The organism is Bradyrhizobium sp. 35, from assembly GCF_023073215.1.
Taxonomy (GTDB): Bacteria; Pseudomonadota; Alphaproteobacteria; order Rhizobiales; family Xanthobacteraceae; genus Bradyrhizobium; species Bradyrhizobium canariense_D.
Window position 1 is genome coordinate 75,481 of record NZ_JADPJC010000108.1, and the last position, 15,796, is coordinate 91,276.

The following is a 15,796-nucleotide window of genomic DNA, read 5'->3' on the forward strand; positions in this document are numbered from 1 at the left end:
GAAATCAACCACCGTTCTACTGTGCATGGGGTTGTTTTCGCGAAAAAACATTTTTCGATAAAACGAAATCACTTGTGCCGTCGGGCAAAACAGCTTTAGGGTTCTGCCCGTCGTTCCCATCATTGCGAGCGCAGCGAAGCAATTCCAGAGTGCGTCCGCGGAAAGATTCCTGGATTGCTTCGCTGCGCTCGCAACGACGACTGCGGCAGCAGGGCCTTCCACCGCACCTCGGATGATGCGGCGGCCATTTGCGCCAGCCCGCTGCCCTCTCGCCCGACGGAATATTTCCGCGCTTGCCAACAGGGCGGCAGCGGTTCAGAAAAAACCGGAAGTGAGAAACGCCAGCGGAGACCTTATTTGACCATCAAGGGCAAGGCCTACATTGCCGGGATCTACGAACACCCGACCCGGCACGCGCCGGACAAATCCACCGCGCAGCTCCATGCCGAGGTCGCCAAGGGCGCGATCGAGGATGCCGGGCTCAGCAAGGACGACGTCGACGGCTATTTCTGCGCGGGCGACGCCCCGGGCGGCGCCTGGCCGATGGTCGATTATCTCGGCCTCAATACCAAGAAACTGCGCCATGTCGATTCAACCGAGACCGGCGGCTGCTCCTACATCATCCATCTCGGCCACGCCGCTGAAGCGATTGCCGCGGGCAAGTGCTCGATCGCGCTGATCACGCTGGCCGGCAAGCCGCGCACCGGGGCGATGCCGCCGCGCGCGGCCGGCGCCGAGGCCGATTTCGAGACGGCTTACGGCGCGACCACGCACAATGCCTACGGCATGTGTGCCATGCGCCACATGCACGACTATGACACCACCAGCGAGCAGCTCGCCTGGATCAAGGTCGCGGCCTCGCACCATGCGCAATACAATCCGCATGCGATGCTCAAGGACGTCGTGACCGTCGAGGACGTCCTGAACTCGCCGATGATCTCTGATCCCTTGCATCGCATGGATTGCTGCGTGGTCTCCGACGGCGGCGGCGCGCTGATCGTGACCACGCCTGAAATCGCCAAGAGCCTGAAGAAGCCTTTGGTCAAGCTGATCGGACATGGCGAGGCGATGAAGGGCCCGCGCGGCGGCAAGGATCTCGACCTCACATACTCCGCCGGCATCTGGTCCGGCCCGCGTGCCTTCGAGGAAGCCGGCATCACGCCGAAGGACATCAAATACGCCTCGATCTACGACAGCTTCACCATCACCGTCCTGATGCAGCTCGAAGACCTCGGCTTCTGCAAGAAAGGTGAGGGCGGCAAGTTCGTCGCCGACGGCAATCTGATCTCGGGCGTCGGCAAGCTACCGTTCAACACCGATGGCGGTGGCCTCTGCAGCAACCATCCCGTCAATCGCGGCGGCATGACCAAGATCCTCGAGGCCGTGCGGCAACTGCGCGGCGAGGCGCATCCGAAGGTGCAGGTCAAGAATTGCGATCTCGCCATCGCCCACGGCACCGGCGGCCTTTTGGGTGTTCGCCACGCCGCCTCGACGGCCATTCTGGAGCGCGTGTGATGAGCGAAGCCAAGAAATATCCGGCCCCGGTGACGAACCCTGAGACAGCCGCGTTCTGGGATGCGGCCAAAGAGGGCAGGTTCATGATCAAGCGCTGCACCGCGTGCGGCGAGGCGCACTATTTCCCGCGTGCGATCTGCCCGTTCTGCTACTCCGACAAGACGGTGTGGGAGCAGTCTTCGGGCGAGGGTACGATCTACACCTACAGCTTGATGCGGAAGTCGCCGACCGGCCCTTACGCGATCGGCTACGTCACGCTGAAGGAAGGCCCATCGCTCCAGACCAATTTCGTCGATTGCGATCTGACGACGTTGAAGATCGGCCAGAAGGTGAAGGTGGTGTTCAAGCCGACCGACGGCGCGCCGCTGCCGTTTTTTACGCCGGCGTAGTCGCTTTCTTCCCTTCTCCCCTTGCGGGAGAAGGTGGCGCGAAGCGCCGGATGAGGGGTCTCTCTCCACCGAGAGATTGTTCGATGCGGAGCGAACCCCTCACCCAAACGAGTTTGTTGCGAGCACCTTGGAGCCCTCTCCCGCAAGGGGAGAGGGCGCATCAATGGGCGCCGCCACCGCTGAAACTGCCGGGAGGAATTAACAAAAATGTCCGCCAGATACGAAGAACTCAAAGGCCTCAAAAACCTCGGTCAGAAATATGCCTACACCGACCGCGAAGTGATGCTCTATGCCTACGGCATTGGGCTTGGCGCCGATCCGATGGACGAAAACGAGCTCGCCTTCGTCAACGAGGGCACGCTGACGCCGCGACCGCTCAAGGTGGTGCCGACTTTTGCATCCGTCGCCGCGTGGGGCGCGGGGCCTGGCGAGATGAACCTCAACCGCGTGATGGTGGTGGACGGCGAGCGCGACATCACCTTCCACCAGCCACTACCGGTCGCCGCGCATATCACCGCCGATTCCTCCGTGGTCGAAGTCTACGACAAGGGCAAGGACAAGGGCGTGGTCATCAGCCATCAGACCGTGCTCAAGAACGAGAAGGGCGAGAAGCTGGCAACTCTGGTCGCCTCCCGCTTCGCCCGCGGCGACGGCGGCTTTGGCGGGCCGAACCTGACCCAGCCGGATCCGCACAAGAGCCCGTCCCGCGCACCCGACACGACCATCGACATCGTGACGCGTCCCGACCAGGCGCTGGTCTATCGTCTCTGCGGCGATCGCAACCCGCTGCACTCCGACCCTGAGTTCGCGAAGAAGGCCGGCTTCCCACGTCCGATCCTGCACGGCATGTGCACGTACGGCATCACCTGCCGCGGCGTGCTCCAGACCTATGCCGATTACGACGCTTCCGCCTTCCGCCAGCACGTCGCGCGGTTCTCCTCGCCGGTCTATCCCGGCGAGACCGTGACCATGGACCTCTGGAAGGACGGCAGCGTGATCTCGTTCGAAGCCAAGGTAAAGTCGCGCGGCGTCACTGTGATCAAGAACGGCAAGACGGTGCTGGGGTGATGATGCCGCTCGACGCGCTCTGAGTTATTTCGTCATGCCCGGGCTTGTCCCGGGCATCCACGTTCTTCGCGCGGTTGGCGATCAAGTTCGTGGATGGCCGGGACAAGCCCGGCCATGACGGAGCAAAAGAACAAAACAGGGAGAGCCACCATGGGACTACTCGACGGCAAGGTTGCGCTGATCACCGGCGCGGGCGGGGGGCTCGGTGAGGCCTACGCAAAGCTGTTCGCGCGGGAAGGGGCCTCCGTCGTCGTCAACGACCTCGGTGGGCCCCGTGACGGCTCCGGCGCCGACACATCGATGGCGCAGCTCGTGGTGGATGCGATCAAGGCCGAAGGCGGCAAGGCGGTCGCCAACGGCGCCGACATCTCCACCATGGAAGGCGGCCAGTCGGTGTTCGACGACGCCATCAAGCATTTCGGCCGCGCCGACATCCTCGTCAACAATGCCGGCATTCTGCGCGACCAGACCTTCGCCAAGGCGTCTGAGTCCGACTGGGACAAGGTCATCAAGGTGCATCTGAAGGGCACCTTTTGTTGCACCATGCCGGTGTTTCGCTGGATGCGGGAAAACGGCGGCGGCGTCATCGTCAACACCTCCTCGACCTCGGGCCTGATCGGCAATTTCGGCCAGAGCAATTACGGCGCGGCCAAGGGCGGCATCTGGGGCCTGTCCAACGTGCTGGCGATCGAGGGACGCAAATACAACATCCGGATCTGGACGCTTGCGCCAGGCGCGCTGACTCGCATGACCGCAGACCTGCCCCGCTATAAGGAGAACCCCGGCGCGGCGCTGGGGCCGGACGGCATCGCGCCGGCCGTGCTATACATGGTCAGCGACTTGTCCGGCGACCAGACCGGCAAGGTGCTGGGCGTGTCCGGGCCCCGCGGCGTGCGCGAAATGCGGATGATGGAAATGGACGGCTGGAAGCCGCCGCACACGGGCTGGAAGGCCCAGGACATCGCCGATCATGCCAAGGAGATCTTCTTCTCCGAAGAGCAGATCAAGATGGGGGCGCGGCGGTTTTAGCCATCGACAGAGAGAAACAAGGACAACGATGAAACTTACCGCCGACGCCAAGGGCACCTTCGCAATCGCGCCGACGCCGTTCCACGATGACGGCCGGATCGACGAGCGCTCGATCGACCGCCTGACCGATTTCTACGAGGAGGTCGGCTGCGATGGCGTCACTGTGCTGGGCATCCTCGGTGAGGCCCCGAAGCTCGATGCCGCCGAGGCCGAACAGGTGGCGGTACGCTTCGTCAAGCGCGCCAAGAAGATGCAGGTGATCGTCGGCGTCTCCGCGCCGGGCTTTGCCACCATGCGGTCGCTGGCGAAGGCCTCGATGGATGCGGGCGCGGCCGGCGTCATGATCGCGCCGCCGCCGTCGTTGCGGACCGACGACCAGATCATCGGCTATTACAAGCAGGCGGCCGAGGCCATCGGCCCCGACGTGCCCTGGGTGCTCCAGGACTATCCGCTGACCTTGTCGGTGGTGTTCACCCCGGCCGTGATCCGCAAGGTCGTCACCGACAATCCGAACTGCGTGATGCTCAAGCACGAGGACTGGCCGGGGCTGGAAAAGATCTCGACACTGCGCAGTTTCCAGAAGGACGGCTCGCTGCGGCCGCTCTCGATCCTCTGCGGCAATGGCGGGCTCTTTCTGGACTTCGAGATGGAGCGCGGCGCCGACGGCGCCATGACCGGCTATGCCTTCCCCGAACTCCTGATCGACATCGTGCGGCTTTCGAAGGAAGGCAAGCGCGACGCCGCCCATGATCTGTTCGACGCACATCTGCCGCTGATCCGCTACGAGCAGCAGCCCGGCGCGGGCCTCGCCGTGCGCAAATACGTGCTGCAGAAGCGCGGCATCATCGCCTCCAGCGCCCAGCGCAAGCCCGGCGCCACCATCACGCCGGCGGCGAAGGCAGAGGTCGAGTACCTGCTGTCGCGCGTCGCCCGCGTCGACAAGCGCGCCAATCTCGGCCCGCAATCCAGCGCCGCAGGTTAATCGAATGGCCGAGGCATCAGCATCACGCCCTGCGTCGACGATCCTCCTGCTGCGCGACGGCGCGAAGGTCGACGGCAAGAGCCGCGACGAAATCGAAGTCTTCATGATGGTCCGCCATCATCAGATCGAGTTCAATTCGGGCGCGCTGGTGTTTCCGGGTGGCAGCGTCGATGCCGGCGATCAGGAGATCGTCAAGCGCTCCGACTTGTATTCAGGCGGCGAGGGCCTGAGCGAAGCGGACCGCGGCTTTCGGATCGCCGCGATCCGTGAGACCTTTGAGGAAAGCGGCATCCTGCTGGCGCGCTCGAAGGACTCGGGCACGCCTGTTGACGCCAAGCGCGCCGGCGAAATCGCCGATGCGCATCGCGTCGCGCTCAACGAGCACATGATCACCTTCCTGAGCATTCTGGCCGACAACGGCCTCCAGCTCGCGCTCGATACGCTGGTGCCTTACGCACACTGGATCACGCCCGAGGGGATGCCAAAACGTTTCGACACTTGGTTCTTCCTTGCGGCGGCACCGCCCGACCAGCTCGGCGCGCATGATGGCCGGGAATCGACCGACTCGATCTGGGTCTCGCCACGCGAGGCGGTGGAGGGCGGCGAGAGCGGCCGCTTCAAGCTGCCGTTCCCGACCACGCGCAATCTGATCCGGCTCGCCAAGCAGGGCAGCGTGAGCGCCGCGCTCGAGCACGCCCGCGGCATGTCCGTCGTGACGGTGATGCCTGTCATGACCAAGACCGAAACCGGCCGTCAGCTCCGCATTCCCCGCGAGGCCGGCTATGACGGTGAGGTGTTCGAGGTCGGGGCCATCGGCTAGGACACTTCGATACAAAGCGAAGTATCGGCGAGGGCAGACGCGCTAGGTTCCGTCCCTGACAACGGGATCGAGCGCGCGACATGGACAACCGACAGGGCAATCGGCAGGACAACAACATCGCCGTCGAGCTGGCGCTGCTGCTGGCGCTCGCAACGCTCTGGGGCGGCTCCTACACCTTCATCAAGCTCGGCGTCGCCACCATTCCGCCGATTACGCTGATCGCGGCGCGCACCACGATTGCGGGCCTGCTGCTGCTCGCGATCATGTGGGCGCGGGGCATCAGGCTGCCGACGGATGCCGCGACCTGGCGACGCTTCGCCTTCCAGGCCGTGCTCAATAGCGTGATCCCCTGGACATTGATCGCCTGGGGCGAGCGCCACGTCGATGCCGCGCTTGCGACCATCCTCAACTCGGCCGGCCCGATCTTCACCTTCCTGCTCACGGCCGTTGTGACGCGTCACGAGGCGACGACACCGCGAAAGCTGGTCGGGGTGGTTGCCGGCATGGCCGGCATCCTGCTGATCGTCGGCGTCGATGCCTTCCACGATGTCGGAAGCGGCCTCGTCGCGGAGGCCGCTATCGTTGCCGCCACCATCTGCTACGCCTGCGCCGCGATCTTCGGTCGCGGCTTCAAGGGCCTCGATCCCATGGCGCCCGCGGCCGGCTCGTTGCTGGCGGGGGCGGCGGCGCTGATCCCGGCCTCGCTCATCGTCGAGCAGCCCTGGACGCTGTCGCCCTCGCTGAGTTCCGTGCTGGCGCTGCTCGCGCTGGCGACCTTCTCGACCGCCGCGGCCTTCGTGATCTATTTCCGCCTAATCCAGACCCTGGGCTCGGTCGGCACCACCGCGCAGGCCTATCTCCGCGTGCCGATCGGGGTTGCCATCAGCGTCGCCTTCCTCGGCGAGAGCCTGAGCCGGACCGCCTGGATCGGCCTTGCCTGCGTCGTCCTCGGCGTCGCCGCCATGACCATCCCGGCGCGGCGGCCGGCCGGCGTCAAAACGTCATAAAACCGGGGCCAAGGAGGCCGGCAGGGCTTCAACATTAAGGATATTCGGCGGCCAGACGCATGTTCCCCCGGGACTGCAATACGTCGTATATTGGAGCTCCAATGGCCCGGTCCCCACATCACCAATGTCCGCCGAATTGACGCCGACCCCTGAGAAAAAGCGAACATTCTCGCTCTCCATCGGCCAGCTCACGTTCGGCAGCTTCCTTCTGGTGCTGGCGGTGATCATCGTCACCTCGACCGCGAGCGTGATCGCGATCCGGCACATCGACACGACCTTCGCCGAGCTGCAGCGGCTGCAGAGCGTCGGCGACCTCGCCGAGGACATCGACCGCCGCATGAACGAGCTGCGGCTCGCCGCGCGCGACTTCGTCACCGACCCTGGCGCCGGCATCCAGTTCAAGCAGGTGGGCGAGGCGGCTTCGACGCTCAGTGACATCCTGAAGAAGACCCGCATCGAGCTCGTGCCCGAGCAGCAGGATATGATCGACGGCGTCAGCGAGCGGCTTGCGACCTATCGCAGCGGCCTGGAGCGGATCTCGACCTTGATCGACCGCCGCGCCCAGCTGCTTGCCGGGCTGCCGCCGCTCCGCGACCAGTTCGACGCAGCTGTCTCCGGCACTGCGGACCGAGAGCTGGCGTCCCGCCTGTCGGAAGCGCAGAGCCGGATCGCGCTTGGGTTGCTTGCCCGCAACCCGTCCGCGGCCGAGCAGGCGGCGCAGAGCATGCGGGCGATGGGCGTCACTGATCCCAAGCTCAGATCGGCGGTCAACGAGTACGCCGAGGCGATCATCGCGGTCGCGGTCCGTGAACGGCAGATCGCCGACATCGACCGCGAGGTGCTGGGAACCGAGGGTCGGCTGATCGGCCGCGTCACCGAATTGCTGCGCGAGGTCAGCGCCCGGCGCGGTCACGTGCTGTCGCGCGACTTTGCCCGCACGTTGACGGAGGCGCGCTGGCAGAGCATCGTGCTCGGTACCATCGGTGTGCTGATCGGCATTCTCGCGGCCGGCTTCGTGGTGCGGCGGACGGTCCGTCCGCTCGCCCAGATCGCGCGGTCGATCCGCGCGCTCGCAGCTGGCGAGAAGAACACCTCGATCCCGTCCGCCGATCTCGACAACGAGATCGGCGACATCGCGCGGGCGGCCGAAGTGTTCCGCCGTGCGCTGGAGGAGGCCGACACGGCACGCGAGGCGGCGGTGCGCGCACTGACCGAGCAGCGGCTCGCCGAAGAGAGCTACCGGAAACTGTTCGAGGGCTCGGTCGACGGCATCTATGTCACGACGCCGGCCGGCGACCTCCTCAACGCCAATCCGGCGCTGGCGCGGATGATGGGCTATGACAGCCCCAAAGACCTCATCGACAGCATCAACGACATCGCCCACACCATCTACGTCAATCCCGAGGCGCGCGTCGAATATCAGCGGCTGATGGCACGCGACGGCATGGTGCGCGAGTTCGAATACCAGGTGCGCCAGCGCGGCGGCGACATCCTGTGGCTGTCCGACAGTGCCACCGGCGTCCGCGACGAGGCGGGCAACATCGTCCGCTATGAGGGCACGCTGCGCGACATTACCGACCAGAAGCGCGCGGAAGACGCCATTGCCGAAGGACGGCGCCTGCTCCAGCAGGTCATCGACACCGTGCCAGCGGTCATCAACGTCAAGGACCGCGACCTGCGCTACGTGCTGATGAACCGTTACATGGCCGGCATCTTCGGAATCGAGCCCGGCGATGCGCTCGGCCGCACCACGGCCGACCTGATGTCGCGCTACGGCGCGGCCAAGTCCGACGAGAGCGACAAGCGCGTGCTGACGCTGCGAAAGGGCCTCGGCTTCTACGAAGAGGAGTACATTGATTCTTCCGGCCACATGCGGCAATGGCTCGTCAACAAGCTGCCGTTGCTCGATGCCGAAGGCGAGATCGAGCGGATCGTCACCGTGGCGCTCGACATCGGCGAGCGCAAGCGCGGCGAGCAGGAGATGCGGAAAGCCAAGGAATCCGCCGAGACCGCGCTGCGCAATCTGCGCGAGACCCAGGCCTCGCTGATCGAGGCGGAGAAGCTGGCGGCGCTCGGGCGCCTCGTCGCCGGCGTCGCGCACGAGGTCAACAATCCCGTCGGCATCAGCCTCACGGTCGCCTCCGCGCTGGAGCGCAAGACCGCGATGTTCACCGCCGAAGTCGAACGCGGCGAGCTGCGCCGCTCCACGCTCAACGACTTTCTCCATACCAGCCGCGACGCTTCCTCGCAGCTCGTCGCCAATCTCAATCGCGCCGCCGAGCTGATCCAGTCGTTCAAGCAGGTCGCCGCCGACCGCAACTATTCGGACCAGCGCAGCTTCGATCTCGGTGACCTCACCGAGCAGGTGGTGATGAGTCTGCGGCCCGGCCTTCGCAAGCACAATCTGACGCTCAACGTCGAGTGCCAGCCTGATCTGACCATGAACAGCTATCCCGGACCCTACGGCCAGGTGCTGACCAATCTGTTTCTCAACGCGGTGGCGCACGCCTTCCCGGACGGCCGGCCGGGGACCATCGACATCCAGGTGCGCGAGTCCGGCAAGGACAATGTCGAGATCATCTTCTCCGACAATGGCTGCGGCATGTCGCTCGACGTCCGCCGCCGTGCCTTCGATCCGTTCTTCACGACGCGGCGCGATCAGGGCGGCACCGGCCTCGGGCTGCACATCGTCTACAGCATCGTCACGAACAGGCTCGGCGGACGGCTCGATCTGGATTCCGAACCGGGCAGCGGCACACGTATCCAGATCATCCTGCCGCGCGTGGCGCCGCTCGAGCAGGCCGCCGAATAGCTTGCGGTTTTCGAGCGAAGTGGATGCCGTTCGCGTGATGAAAACGCGTCGAATCAACAATTGAGAGCTTTGGTTGATTCAATCAGAACCGAAGTCCTAGTCGACCTCCGCAAGCTTGTGCAGCGTCGCGCCGAAAATCTGGCTGGCCTTGCCGACCAGCGCGGTGCCCGTCATGTCCCCGCGCGTCTCCGTGAACGTGCCGCTGACGCCGATGCCGACCGCGGCAGGCCCGCCGAACAGCGGATTGTCGTCGCCCCGCGGCGAGGTGTGACGCTGGACCAGCACCTCACCCTTGAAGGTGTTGTCCTTCACCGTGTAGCTGCCGGTGTAATAGAGGTACGCATCGCCGCCAAGAATCTTGCCGTCGCGAAAAAGAATCACGCCGCTGCCCTTGCCGACCCGACCATCGAGCAGGTTCACGTGAATCGAATAGAGGCCGTTCTTCATAACGTCCCGAGGCCGGCCGCCATCGCCCAATGGCGTAACCGGTAGAGCATTTATGCCAAAGCGGATGTGCCCACGCAACGCGGGAGTTTGGCCGCCGGCCTTGTGAGCCTGCCGTGAGCCGTAGTTGTCCCGGCTTGTCTATGACACCGCCATGACGGTCTGATCATGAAGCGAGGCCAGTCGTTGGGAATCAAGTTGGCCCGCGAAATGCATAACATTGTTGCACTGGCCGCGGGGTGCTGGAGCAAGACAAACGTGAGCAACTGGATCGATTCCGGCGGCGAGAAGCCGCGTCTGTACCGTGTGCGTCCCACGATTTGCGAAACACGACAACGGCGGATCGGCGGCGCGGCACGCTGGCGAAGCGTGGCGAGCCTCGCTTGCGCCCTGGCCCTGATCGCACTCGCAGCCCCCTTCGGGCAGGCGCGCGACCGCGGCCAGTTCGTCAACACCCATGCCCCGAATTGAAGGCCTGGTTCGATGGACTGCGAAGCGGCAAGGGGTCTTGCTGCTCCGATGCAGACGACTCGGCGCTCTCGGATACCGACTGGGACGCACCATGGTCTGGCCGATCTACGGCTACATGGGCGTCGCCGTCCGCTGATTCATGCCCGGTAGCATGACTTAGGCGCACCGGGCGGCACGACGACCGGTGAGCCGATGCGACGCGCGCCTTATCAGGTGTATTTCTTGTCGCGCTCGAGCAGCTCGATGGAGATGCCTTCGGGTCCGCGGATGAAGCAGATGCGCACGCCGGGGCGGATCGTGGTCGGTTCGCGTGTGAATGTGACGCCCTTGGCCTTGATCTCGGCGGCGACGGCGTCGATGTCCTTCACCGTGAGACCGAAATGGTCGAGGCCCTGATGCGGGTGCGGCGGCGGCGGGTTAACCACGTTGTCGCCCTCGAGTGGAGCAATGAAGATCCTTGCGCCTCCAAGATTCACGTCGATCCGTCCGGGCGCTTGCACGATCTCGCCACCAAGGATGTCCCGCAGCCAGGCCGCCGTGGCCTCCGGATCAGGGCTGCGCAGATGGACGTGATCCCAAGTGACGACTGGCATTTCATGGTCTCCCGACGGGTCTTGATGTTGCAGCGCATGTTAGCGGCCTCGGCCGCCGACCGCCACCGCTCTTCCCGATTCGACAGTGCGCGGGAACCTTAGTTCGTCTTCCGGATTAAGGTAAGCAGTGGCGGAATCCGTTGTCGAACGTGCTCCGGCCGCGGGCGGTGAGGCAACCATGAACGCTGGGTTTGACCGCATCGGGTTAGGGCGATTCGCCGGGACCGGCGAACGACTGGCGCGGGCGGTGACGATCGCGAGCGTTTCATTTGGGCGAGGCCTGCTCTGGCTGTTGGCGGCCACCATCGTCGGTTGCGGCATCTGGATGCTGCTCCCTCTTTCCAGAGGCAACGGCGCCGAACCGGTGAGGTCTGACGTGGCAGCGGTGGAGACGGCGCCTTCACGCGATGCGGCCGCCGTGTCGCCGGCTTCCGAAGCTCAGATTCCGACAATGGCAGAACTCGGTCGGATCAGGATTTCATCTCAGACCTGGCGCCGCGGCGGCCTTGGCTCGAAGGCACTGGTGACGCTCACGCTGCGCAACGACAACGACTATGCCGTAAAGGATGTCGAGATCGTCTGCGCTTTTGCGCGGCGCGATGGTAGTCATCTCACCGACCGCAGCCGCGTTCTGGCGGACCCCGTCAGCATGAAGAGCCGCAAGACTTTTGCGCGCATTCCTGTCGGCTTCGTCAACGTCAATGCCGATCAGGCGAAGTGTTCGCTTGTGGCAGCACGCCGGACCTAGGCCGGCCTTTTCCGGTAGCGGAAAAGTTACTGTCCTGGGGCCTTGGCCAAAAATTTGGCGTCGCCATTTGAACCTAACGGCTGGGCCAGGAACCAATCAAATAATCGCCTGTTAAGGCGGAGAGCCCACGCGGGGATGCGGCGGGCGGAGCGTCGCCCATGCCCATCTTTCGGTATTTCATCTTTGTCGGTGGAGCCTTGCTCGCACTGCTGTTCGCAGCGGACTACGTTCTGCCGACTTCGCCCGTGACACAGGCCATCGCAACCGCAAGCAACGAACAGCCGTTGATCCGGATCCGGTCCGATCGCCACCTGCCAGAGCGCGTGGTGCTTGACACCAGTCAGCCGACGCTTGCCGCCCCTGCGGTGAACATCGCCGCCGTCGCGGCTCCCCAGCCGCCCGTGGAGGGCATGTCACCCGCTATGGCCGAGATATCAGCCAAGGCGCGGGTCCGCGAGACGTTCGCCCAATTCACGCCGGCCGCAAAGGCCGACGCCGCTGCGGCCAAGAAGACCGAAACCAAGACGCAAGTTCAGCCGCAGGTTCAGGCGCAGGCCCAGCTTTCTCAGGCCCAGCCCGCTCGGACCCCGGCGCAGCAGCCCAAGCGCAAGGTCGCCAGAACTCATCCGATGCCGCAGCAAGGTGGGCCGATGATGGTGATGGCGCAGCAGCCGCATTTCGGCTTCTTCAACAGCACCTGGTAAGGGCGGGTCTGACCCGTCTCGAAGCGGGGTGGAAGGGCTTTTTATTGGCCGGCCTCTCTGCTAATTCAACCCATCCGAACGTCGCCCGGCCTGCTGGCTCGCCAGCAGCGATCTGGGGCGTGTCGGTTGCGGCCCAATCTCTGGGCCAGGGCGCTCGTAGCTCAGCTGGATAGAGCATCGGATTTCGATTCCGAGGGTCGGGAGTTCGAATCTCTCCGAGCGCGCCAACGCCGACACCGCCGGCCTTCGCTCGCCATCGCTCATCATCACTTGCCAGCCTATAAACAACTGTCCTTGCAGGTTTATTTCCTTCGCTGGCCGTCGCCTGCCACCGCTGGCCATCGCCCATCTGTTTTCGACAGACTGCCCCTTTAACTCCCACTCGGTTTGAGTTAGAAGCTCCCTATATCCTGGCAGCACATTTTCGATGAAGGCGGAGTTAGAAGCGCCATGGGCGATCGAACTGACGGCAAACCAAGGGTGAACGCCAAGAACTACCTGGCTATGCCGGCCGGGGAGTACCCCTGCGGCGACAATCTCTATCTGATCGTCGCACCCACCGGTGGGCGGCGCTGGCTGTTCAAGTACCAGCGCAAAGGCGTCAAAGAGAGCATGGGTTTCGGCTCGGCCAAGGAGGTCACCTGGGGCGACGCCAAGAAGCGGGCGCGGGACGCCCGCCGCATCCTCGGCAATGGCGGCAACCCCAAGGAAGAGCGCGACGAAGCCCGCCGGGCGGAGGGCTGCCCGTTGTTCCTGCCCTACGCCACAGCCTGGCGGGAGACGTATGAGATCAGTCTCAAGCACCAAGCCTCCCGCGCCAAGCTCAAGAACATCGTTGAGAACCACGCCAAGCCGCTGCACCGGCTGCGGATCGACGAGATCGCCACCGAGCAGATTATCCAGTTGGTGCTGAAGCCGATCTACCGGCAGGTCGAGACCGCCCGCGACACCCGGCAGCGCCTGAAGCTGATCTTCGATGCTGCGATCGCCGACGGCTGGCGCAAGGACAACCCGGCGGACTATGCCACCAAGCTGCGCCCAAAGCTCGGCAAGGCCCCGAAGCGCGGGCGAGTGCGCGGCCACCATAAGGCGATGTCGTATGCTGAGGTGCCTGCGTTCATGCAGAAGCTCGCCGCCATTCCGGACTTGAGCGCCCGGGCCTTGGAGGTCACCGCGCTGACGGCCGCGCGCACCGCCGAGACGATGCTCATGCAGTGGCCGCATCTCGATCTCGACCAGGGGCTTTGGGACTTGTCGGCCATCAGCGGTCAGGACACTGAGGGCGGCGACGGCACCAAGAATAGTTATGACAAGAAGACGCCGCTGCCGCGCCAGGTGGTGGCGATCCTGCGCGAGCTGTATGACAGCCGGGTCAGCAACTATGTGTTTCCGGGCCGCGATCTCAAAGGCCCGATGTCCAACATGACCATGCTGAAAAAGCTCAAAGAGGTCTCGGGCGATCCGACGCTGACCGTGCATGGGTTCCGTGGCACGTTCCGGACCTGGGCGCAGGACGAGACCGATTTCGAGGAGGAGATCATCGAGCATTGCATGCACCACATCACGGGCGACAACGCCGAGAAAGCGTACAAGCACGGTCATGCAGTGAAGAAGCGGCGCCTGGTGTTGCAAGAGTGGGCCGACTTCGCCACGAGCCCAGCGGCCGAAGGCGCTACAATGGGTCGTGTCGCTTGATAAACAGGGCCGCGCTGCTTTATTCGCCGACGACCGGCGGCAGGTTGTTCAGGAAGGCGTCCAATTCCGTCTTAGTGATGATGGTGCGGGTTCCGTACTTGCGGGCAACCAACTGCCTGTCGCGGATGGCCTTGTAGATCGACGTTGATCCAAGTGACGACGCTTTCGCCGCCTCCTCAATGGTGAAGGCGAGCCTATCTGATGCGGCTGTTGCGATCTGCTTTGGTGTTTTCATCGTTGTCGTGCGACCCGGATGACAATTTTGGCGCGGCGCGATCCTCGGCACGTCCGCGAACGATCGGTTTGGTCTTGTTCTGCGCCGTAAATTGACGCAGCATTGCTGCCGCGTGAAGGAAAACCGGCGGTGATTTTTCGTGCTGCTGAATAGCGTTTTGGATGTGCCCGCCCCGGATGAACCAGCGCAGCAAGCCATCTCCCATCGGTGCAGAGTCCCGCGAGGAGAAATTCGAACGGCTGTTGAAGGCCATGGACGCGACTGGTCCCTTCGATCGATATGCATTGGAACTTGCACTTAAGAAGATCGAAACGGGCTGGGGTGGGGCGCAGGGCAAAAAGCCCGGGCGCAAGCTGGTGCACCAATATCGCGCGGCAATCACTAAGGTGCTCGCGATTTCCGCCAAGATCGGACCCGATTTCTTTGACAACGACATTGAGAAGGCAGGCTGGTCCCGGCTTAACCCCGATGCAGATGACCGCAAACTGCGCGACATCATGGAGATGCACGAACACGAACCGACCGATGTCGATGCCGTGCTCACGGTGCGCGGACTGGATGTCGATCACTGGCTCAGGACCACGCTCGAAGATTACCGGAAGCGGGACGTGCGGAAAGAGATCACGGAACCGTTCCTTGAGCTGATGGTCGGGCGCGAGATCGAAGCAGACCGCAAAGCGGTGTTCGATGCGCTGTTCGACTGGATCGGCCTCGAAAAGAAGTTTCGTCCCTCCAGCGCCTCTATCAACGCGATTGCGCGAGAGCTGAATGCCCGCGCCAGCTCGTCGGAGTCAGACGCTACGCAGCAGACGAAAAAATGATCGCCGCTTTTCCTGTGCTTTCTGGACCCTCAGCCGCAGAATGAAAAAACCCCGCCGCGTTGGTGCGGCGAGGTCCTTTTCAAAACTGGGGTCGCATCCCAGTCCTGGCTTTCTTTGCACGATCATGATGCCACGGCTGGCGCGACCCCGCAAGAGCGGAGGTTCCACCTATGAATTTGACCCTCGTCCCACGCGGGCGCAAACCCAAGCCGCCGATCCCGTTGCATCGATACATGTACCGTGCGTGCCGGGACATCGAGCACATCACGCGGACCGCGCTGACATGCTCACCGATCGATAGCTGGTCGCAATACCTGCTCACCAACATCATCCGCGCCATGCGCAATGGCGCGGATGAATTGGAGCGTGCCATCGAGCTGCGCGTTGCGGAGGATCGCGCGCTGCATCAGGAGAAGCTGGCCGGGTTTCGGCAGCGCGAAGCTGAGAGCAAGGGGCGGTAACC

Annotated in this window: 17 protein-coding genes, 1 tRNA gene and 1 pseudogene; 15 read left to right on the forward strand and 4 right to left on the reverse strand. The window is 64.0% G+C overall.

The window, feature by feature from the left end; genetic code table 11:
* Positions 1-357: 357 nt before the first annotated feature.
* From IVB36_RS21710 to IVB36_RS21745, 8 genes are all read left to right on the forward strand, one after another.
* Entirely contained in the window at positions 358-1,515 is a 1,158-nt protein-coding gene (locus IVB36_RS21710; RefSeq protein ID WP_247392949.1) for a thiolase domain-containing protein, read from the forward strand.
* Entirely contained in the window at positions 1,515-1,904 is a 390-nt protein-coding gene (locus tag IVB36_RS21715; protein ID WP_018456495.1) for an OB-fold domain-containing protein, read from the forward strand. The genes IVB36_RS21710 and IVB36_RS21715 overlap by 1 nt, the downstream gene beginning before the upstream one ends.
* Positions 1,905-2,111: 207 nt before the next feature.
* Positions 2,112-2,972 (forward strand): MaoC family dehydratase, encoded by an 861-nt coding sequence (locus IVB36_RS21720; protein WP_247362408.1) that lies wholly within the window; start codon positions 2,112-2,114, stop codon positions 2,970-2,972.
* A 150-nt stretch (positions 2,973-3,122) separates the two neighbouring features.
* Positions 3,123-4,001 (forward strand): SDR family oxidoreductase, encoded by an 879-nt coding sequence (locus IVB36_RS21725; RefSeq protein ID WP_018455294.1) that lies wholly within the window; start codon positions 3,123-3,125, stop codon positions 3,999-4,001.
* Positions 4,002-4,029: 28 nt separating this feature from the next.
* Positions 4,030-4,983, forward strand: coding sequence for a dihydrodipicolinate synthase family protein (locus IVB36_RS21730; protein WP_247392950.1), 954 nt, complete (start codon positions 4,030-4,032; stop codon positions 4,981-4,983).
* Between the two features lie 4 nt (positions 4,984-4,987).
* Entirely contained in the window at positions 4,988-5,803 is an 816-nt protein-coding gene (locus IVB36_RS21735) for an NUDIX hydrolase (RefSeq protein WP_247392951.1), read from the forward strand.
* Positions 5,804-5,883: 80 nt separating this feature from the next.
* A complete protein-coding gene (locus IVB36_RS21740) occupies positions 5,884-6,810 on the forward strand; it encodes a DMT family transporter (RefSeq protein ID WP_247392952.1) in 927 nt (308 codons plus the stop codon).
* Positions 6,811-6,934: 124 nt separating this feature from the next.
* Entirely contained in the window at positions 6,935-9,622 is a 2,688-nt protein-coding gene (locus tag IVB36_RS21745; RefSeq protein ID WP_018455290.1) for a PAS domain S-box protein, read from the forward strand.
* Between the two features lie 96 nt (positions 9,623-9,718).
* Here IVB36_RS21745 and IVB36_RS21750 read toward each other — a convergent pair whose 3' ends face one another.
* Entirely contained in the window at positions 9,719-10,069 is a 351-nt protein-coding gene (locus IVB36_RS21750; protein WP_018455289.1) for a GrlR family regulatory protein, read from the reverse strand.
* A gap of 255 nt (positions 10,070-10,324) precedes the next feature.
* On the opposite strand from IVB36_RS21750, the pseudogene IVB36_RS21755 reads away from it, so the two are divergent.
* A pseudogene (locus IVB36_RS21755) lies at positions 10,325-10,673 on the forward strand (hypothetical protein).
* Positions 10,674-10,746: 73 nt separating this feature from the next.
* Here IVB36_RS21755 and IVB36_RS21760 read toward each other — a convergent pair.
* A complete protein-coding gene (locus IVB36_RS21760; RefSeq protein WP_085351313.1) occupies positions 10,747-11,130 on the reverse strand; it encodes a VOC family protein in 384 nt (127 codons plus the stop codon).
* Between the two features lie 178 nt (positions 11,131-11,308).
* On the opposite strand from IVB36_RS21760, the gene IVB36_RS21765 reads away from it, so the two are divergent.
* From IVB36_RS21765 to IVB36_RS21780, 4 genes are all read left to right on the forward strand, one after another.
* Positions 11,309-11,878 (forward strand): hypothetical protein, encoded by a 570-nt coding sequence (locus IVB36_RS21765; RefSeq protein ID WP_247362418.1) that lies wholly within the window; start codon positions 11,309-11,311, stop codon positions 11,876-11,878.
* Between the two features lie 158 nt (positions 11,879-12,036).
* A complete protein-coding gene (locus tag IVB36_RS21770; RefSeq protein WP_247362420.1) occupies positions 12,037-12,582 on the forward strand; it encodes a hypothetical protein in 546 nt (181 codons plus the stop codon).
* A 150-nt stretch (positions 12,583-12,732) separates the two neighbouring features.
* A tRNA-Arg gene (locus IVB36_RS21775) sits at positions 12,733-12,809 on the forward strand.
* A gap of 223 nt (positions 12,810-13,032) precedes the next feature.
* On the forward strand, positions 13,033-14,277 hold the full coding sequence (locus IVB36_RS21780) for a site-specific integrase (RefSeq protein ID WP_247392953.1): 1,245 nt from the start codon (positions 13,033-13,035) through the stop codon (positions 14,275-14,277).
* A gap of 19 nt (positions 14,278-14,296) precedes the next feature.
* Here IVB36_RS21780 and IVB36_RS21785 read toward each other — a convergent pair whose 3' ends face one another.
* Positions 14,297-14,512, reverse strand: coding sequence for a helix-turn-helix domain-containing protein (locus IVB36_RS21785; protein WP_247392954.1), 216 nt, complete (start codon positions 14,510-14,512; stop codon positions 14,297-14,299).
* Positions 14,472-14,705 carry a hypothetical protein gene (locus IVB36_RS21790; protein WP_247392955.1) on the reverse strand — a complete coding sequence of 78 codons (234 nt, stop codon included), beginning with the start codon at positions 14,703-14,705 and terminating at the stop codon, positions 14,472-14,474. The genes IVB36_RS21785 and IVB36_RS21790 overlap by 41 nt, the downstream gene beginning before the upstream one ends.
* Between IVB36_RS21790 and IVB36_RS21795 the strand changes: the two genes are divergently transcribed.
* Both IVB36_RS21795 and IVB36_RS21800 read left to right on the forward strand, forming a co-directional pair.
* On the forward strand, positions 14,689-15,333 hold the full coding sequence (locus IVB36_RS21795) for a hypothetical protein (RefSeq protein WP_247392956.1): 645 nt from the start codon (positions 14,689-14,691) through the stop codon (positions 15,331-15,333). The genes IVB36_RS21790 and IVB36_RS21795 overlap by 17 nt on opposite strands.
* A gap of 170 nt (positions 15,334-15,503) precedes the next feature.
* Positions 15,504-15,794 (forward strand): hypothetical protein, encoded by a 291-nt coding sequence (locus IVB36_RS21800; RefSeq protein ID WP_247392957.1) that lies wholly within the window; start codon positions 15,504-15,506, stop codon positions 15,792-15,794.
* Positions 15,795-15,796 lie beyond the last annotated feature (2 nt).

Excerpts from the sequence above, each read along its gene's own strand:
- IVB36_RS21780 (WP_247392953.1), top strand. The coding sequence starts at position 13,033 with ATGGGCGATCGAACTGACGGCAAACCAAGGGTGAACGCCAAGAACTAC.
- IVB36_RS21785 (WP_247392954.1), bottom strand. The coding sequence starts at position 14,512 with ATGAAAACACCAAAGCAGATCGCAACAGCCGCATCAGATAGGCTCGCC.
- IVB36_RS21715 (WP_018456495.1), top strand. The coding sequence starts at position 1,515 with ATGAGCGAAGCCAAGAAATATCCGGCCCCGGTGACGAACCCTGAGACA.
- IVB36_RS21765 (WP_247362418.1), top strand. The coding sequence starts at position 11,309 with ATGAACGCTGGGTTTGACCGCATCGGGTTAGGGCGATTCGCCGGGACC.
- IVB36_RS21770 (WP_247362420.1), top strand. The coding sequence starts at position 12,037 with ATGCCCATCTTTCGGTATTTCATCTTTGTCGGTGGAGCCTTGCTCGCA.
- IVB36_RS21730 (WP_247392950.1), top strand. The coding sequence starts at position 4,030 with ATGAAACTTACCGCCGACGCCAAGGGCACCTTCGCAATCGCGCCGACG.
- IVB36_RS21760 (WP_085351313.1), bottom strand. The coding sequence starts at position 11,130 with ATGCCAGTCGTCACTTGGGATCACGTCCATCTGCGCAGCCCTGATCCG.
- IVB36_RS21735 (WP_247392951.1), top strand. The coding sequence starts at position 4,988 with ATGGCCGAGGCATCAGCATCACGCCCTGCGTCGACGATCCTCCTGCTG.
- IVB36_RS21740 (WP_247392952.1), top strand. The coding sequence starts at position 5,884 with ATGGACAACCGACAGGGCAATCGGCAGGACAACAACATCGCCGTCGAG.
- IVB36_RS21720 (WP_247362408.1), top strand. The coding sequence starts at position 2,112 with ATGTCCGCCAGATACGAAGAACTCAAAGGCCTCAAAAACCTCGGTCAG.
- IVB36_RS21750 (WP_018455289.1), bottom strand. The coding sequence starts at position 10,069 with ATGAAGAACGGCCTCTATTCGATTCACGTGAACCTGCTCGATGGTCGG.
- IVB36_RS21745 (WP_018455290.1), top strand. The coding sequence starts at position 6,935 with ATGTCCGCCGAATTGACGCCGACCCCTGAGAAAAAGCGAACATTCTCG.
- IVB36_RS21800 (WP_247392957.1), top strand. The coding sequence starts at position 15,504 with ATGAATTTGACCCTCGTCCCACGCGGGCGCAAACCCAAGCCGCCGATC.
- IVB36_RS21725 (WP_018455294.1), top strand. The coding sequence starts at position 3,123 with ATGGGACTACTCGACGGCAAGGTTGCGCTGATCACCGGCGCGGGCGGG.
- IVB36_RS21795 (WP_247392956.1), top strand. The coding sequence starts at position 14,689 with ATGAACCAGCGCAGCAAGCCATCTCCCATCGGTGCAGAGTCCCGCGAG.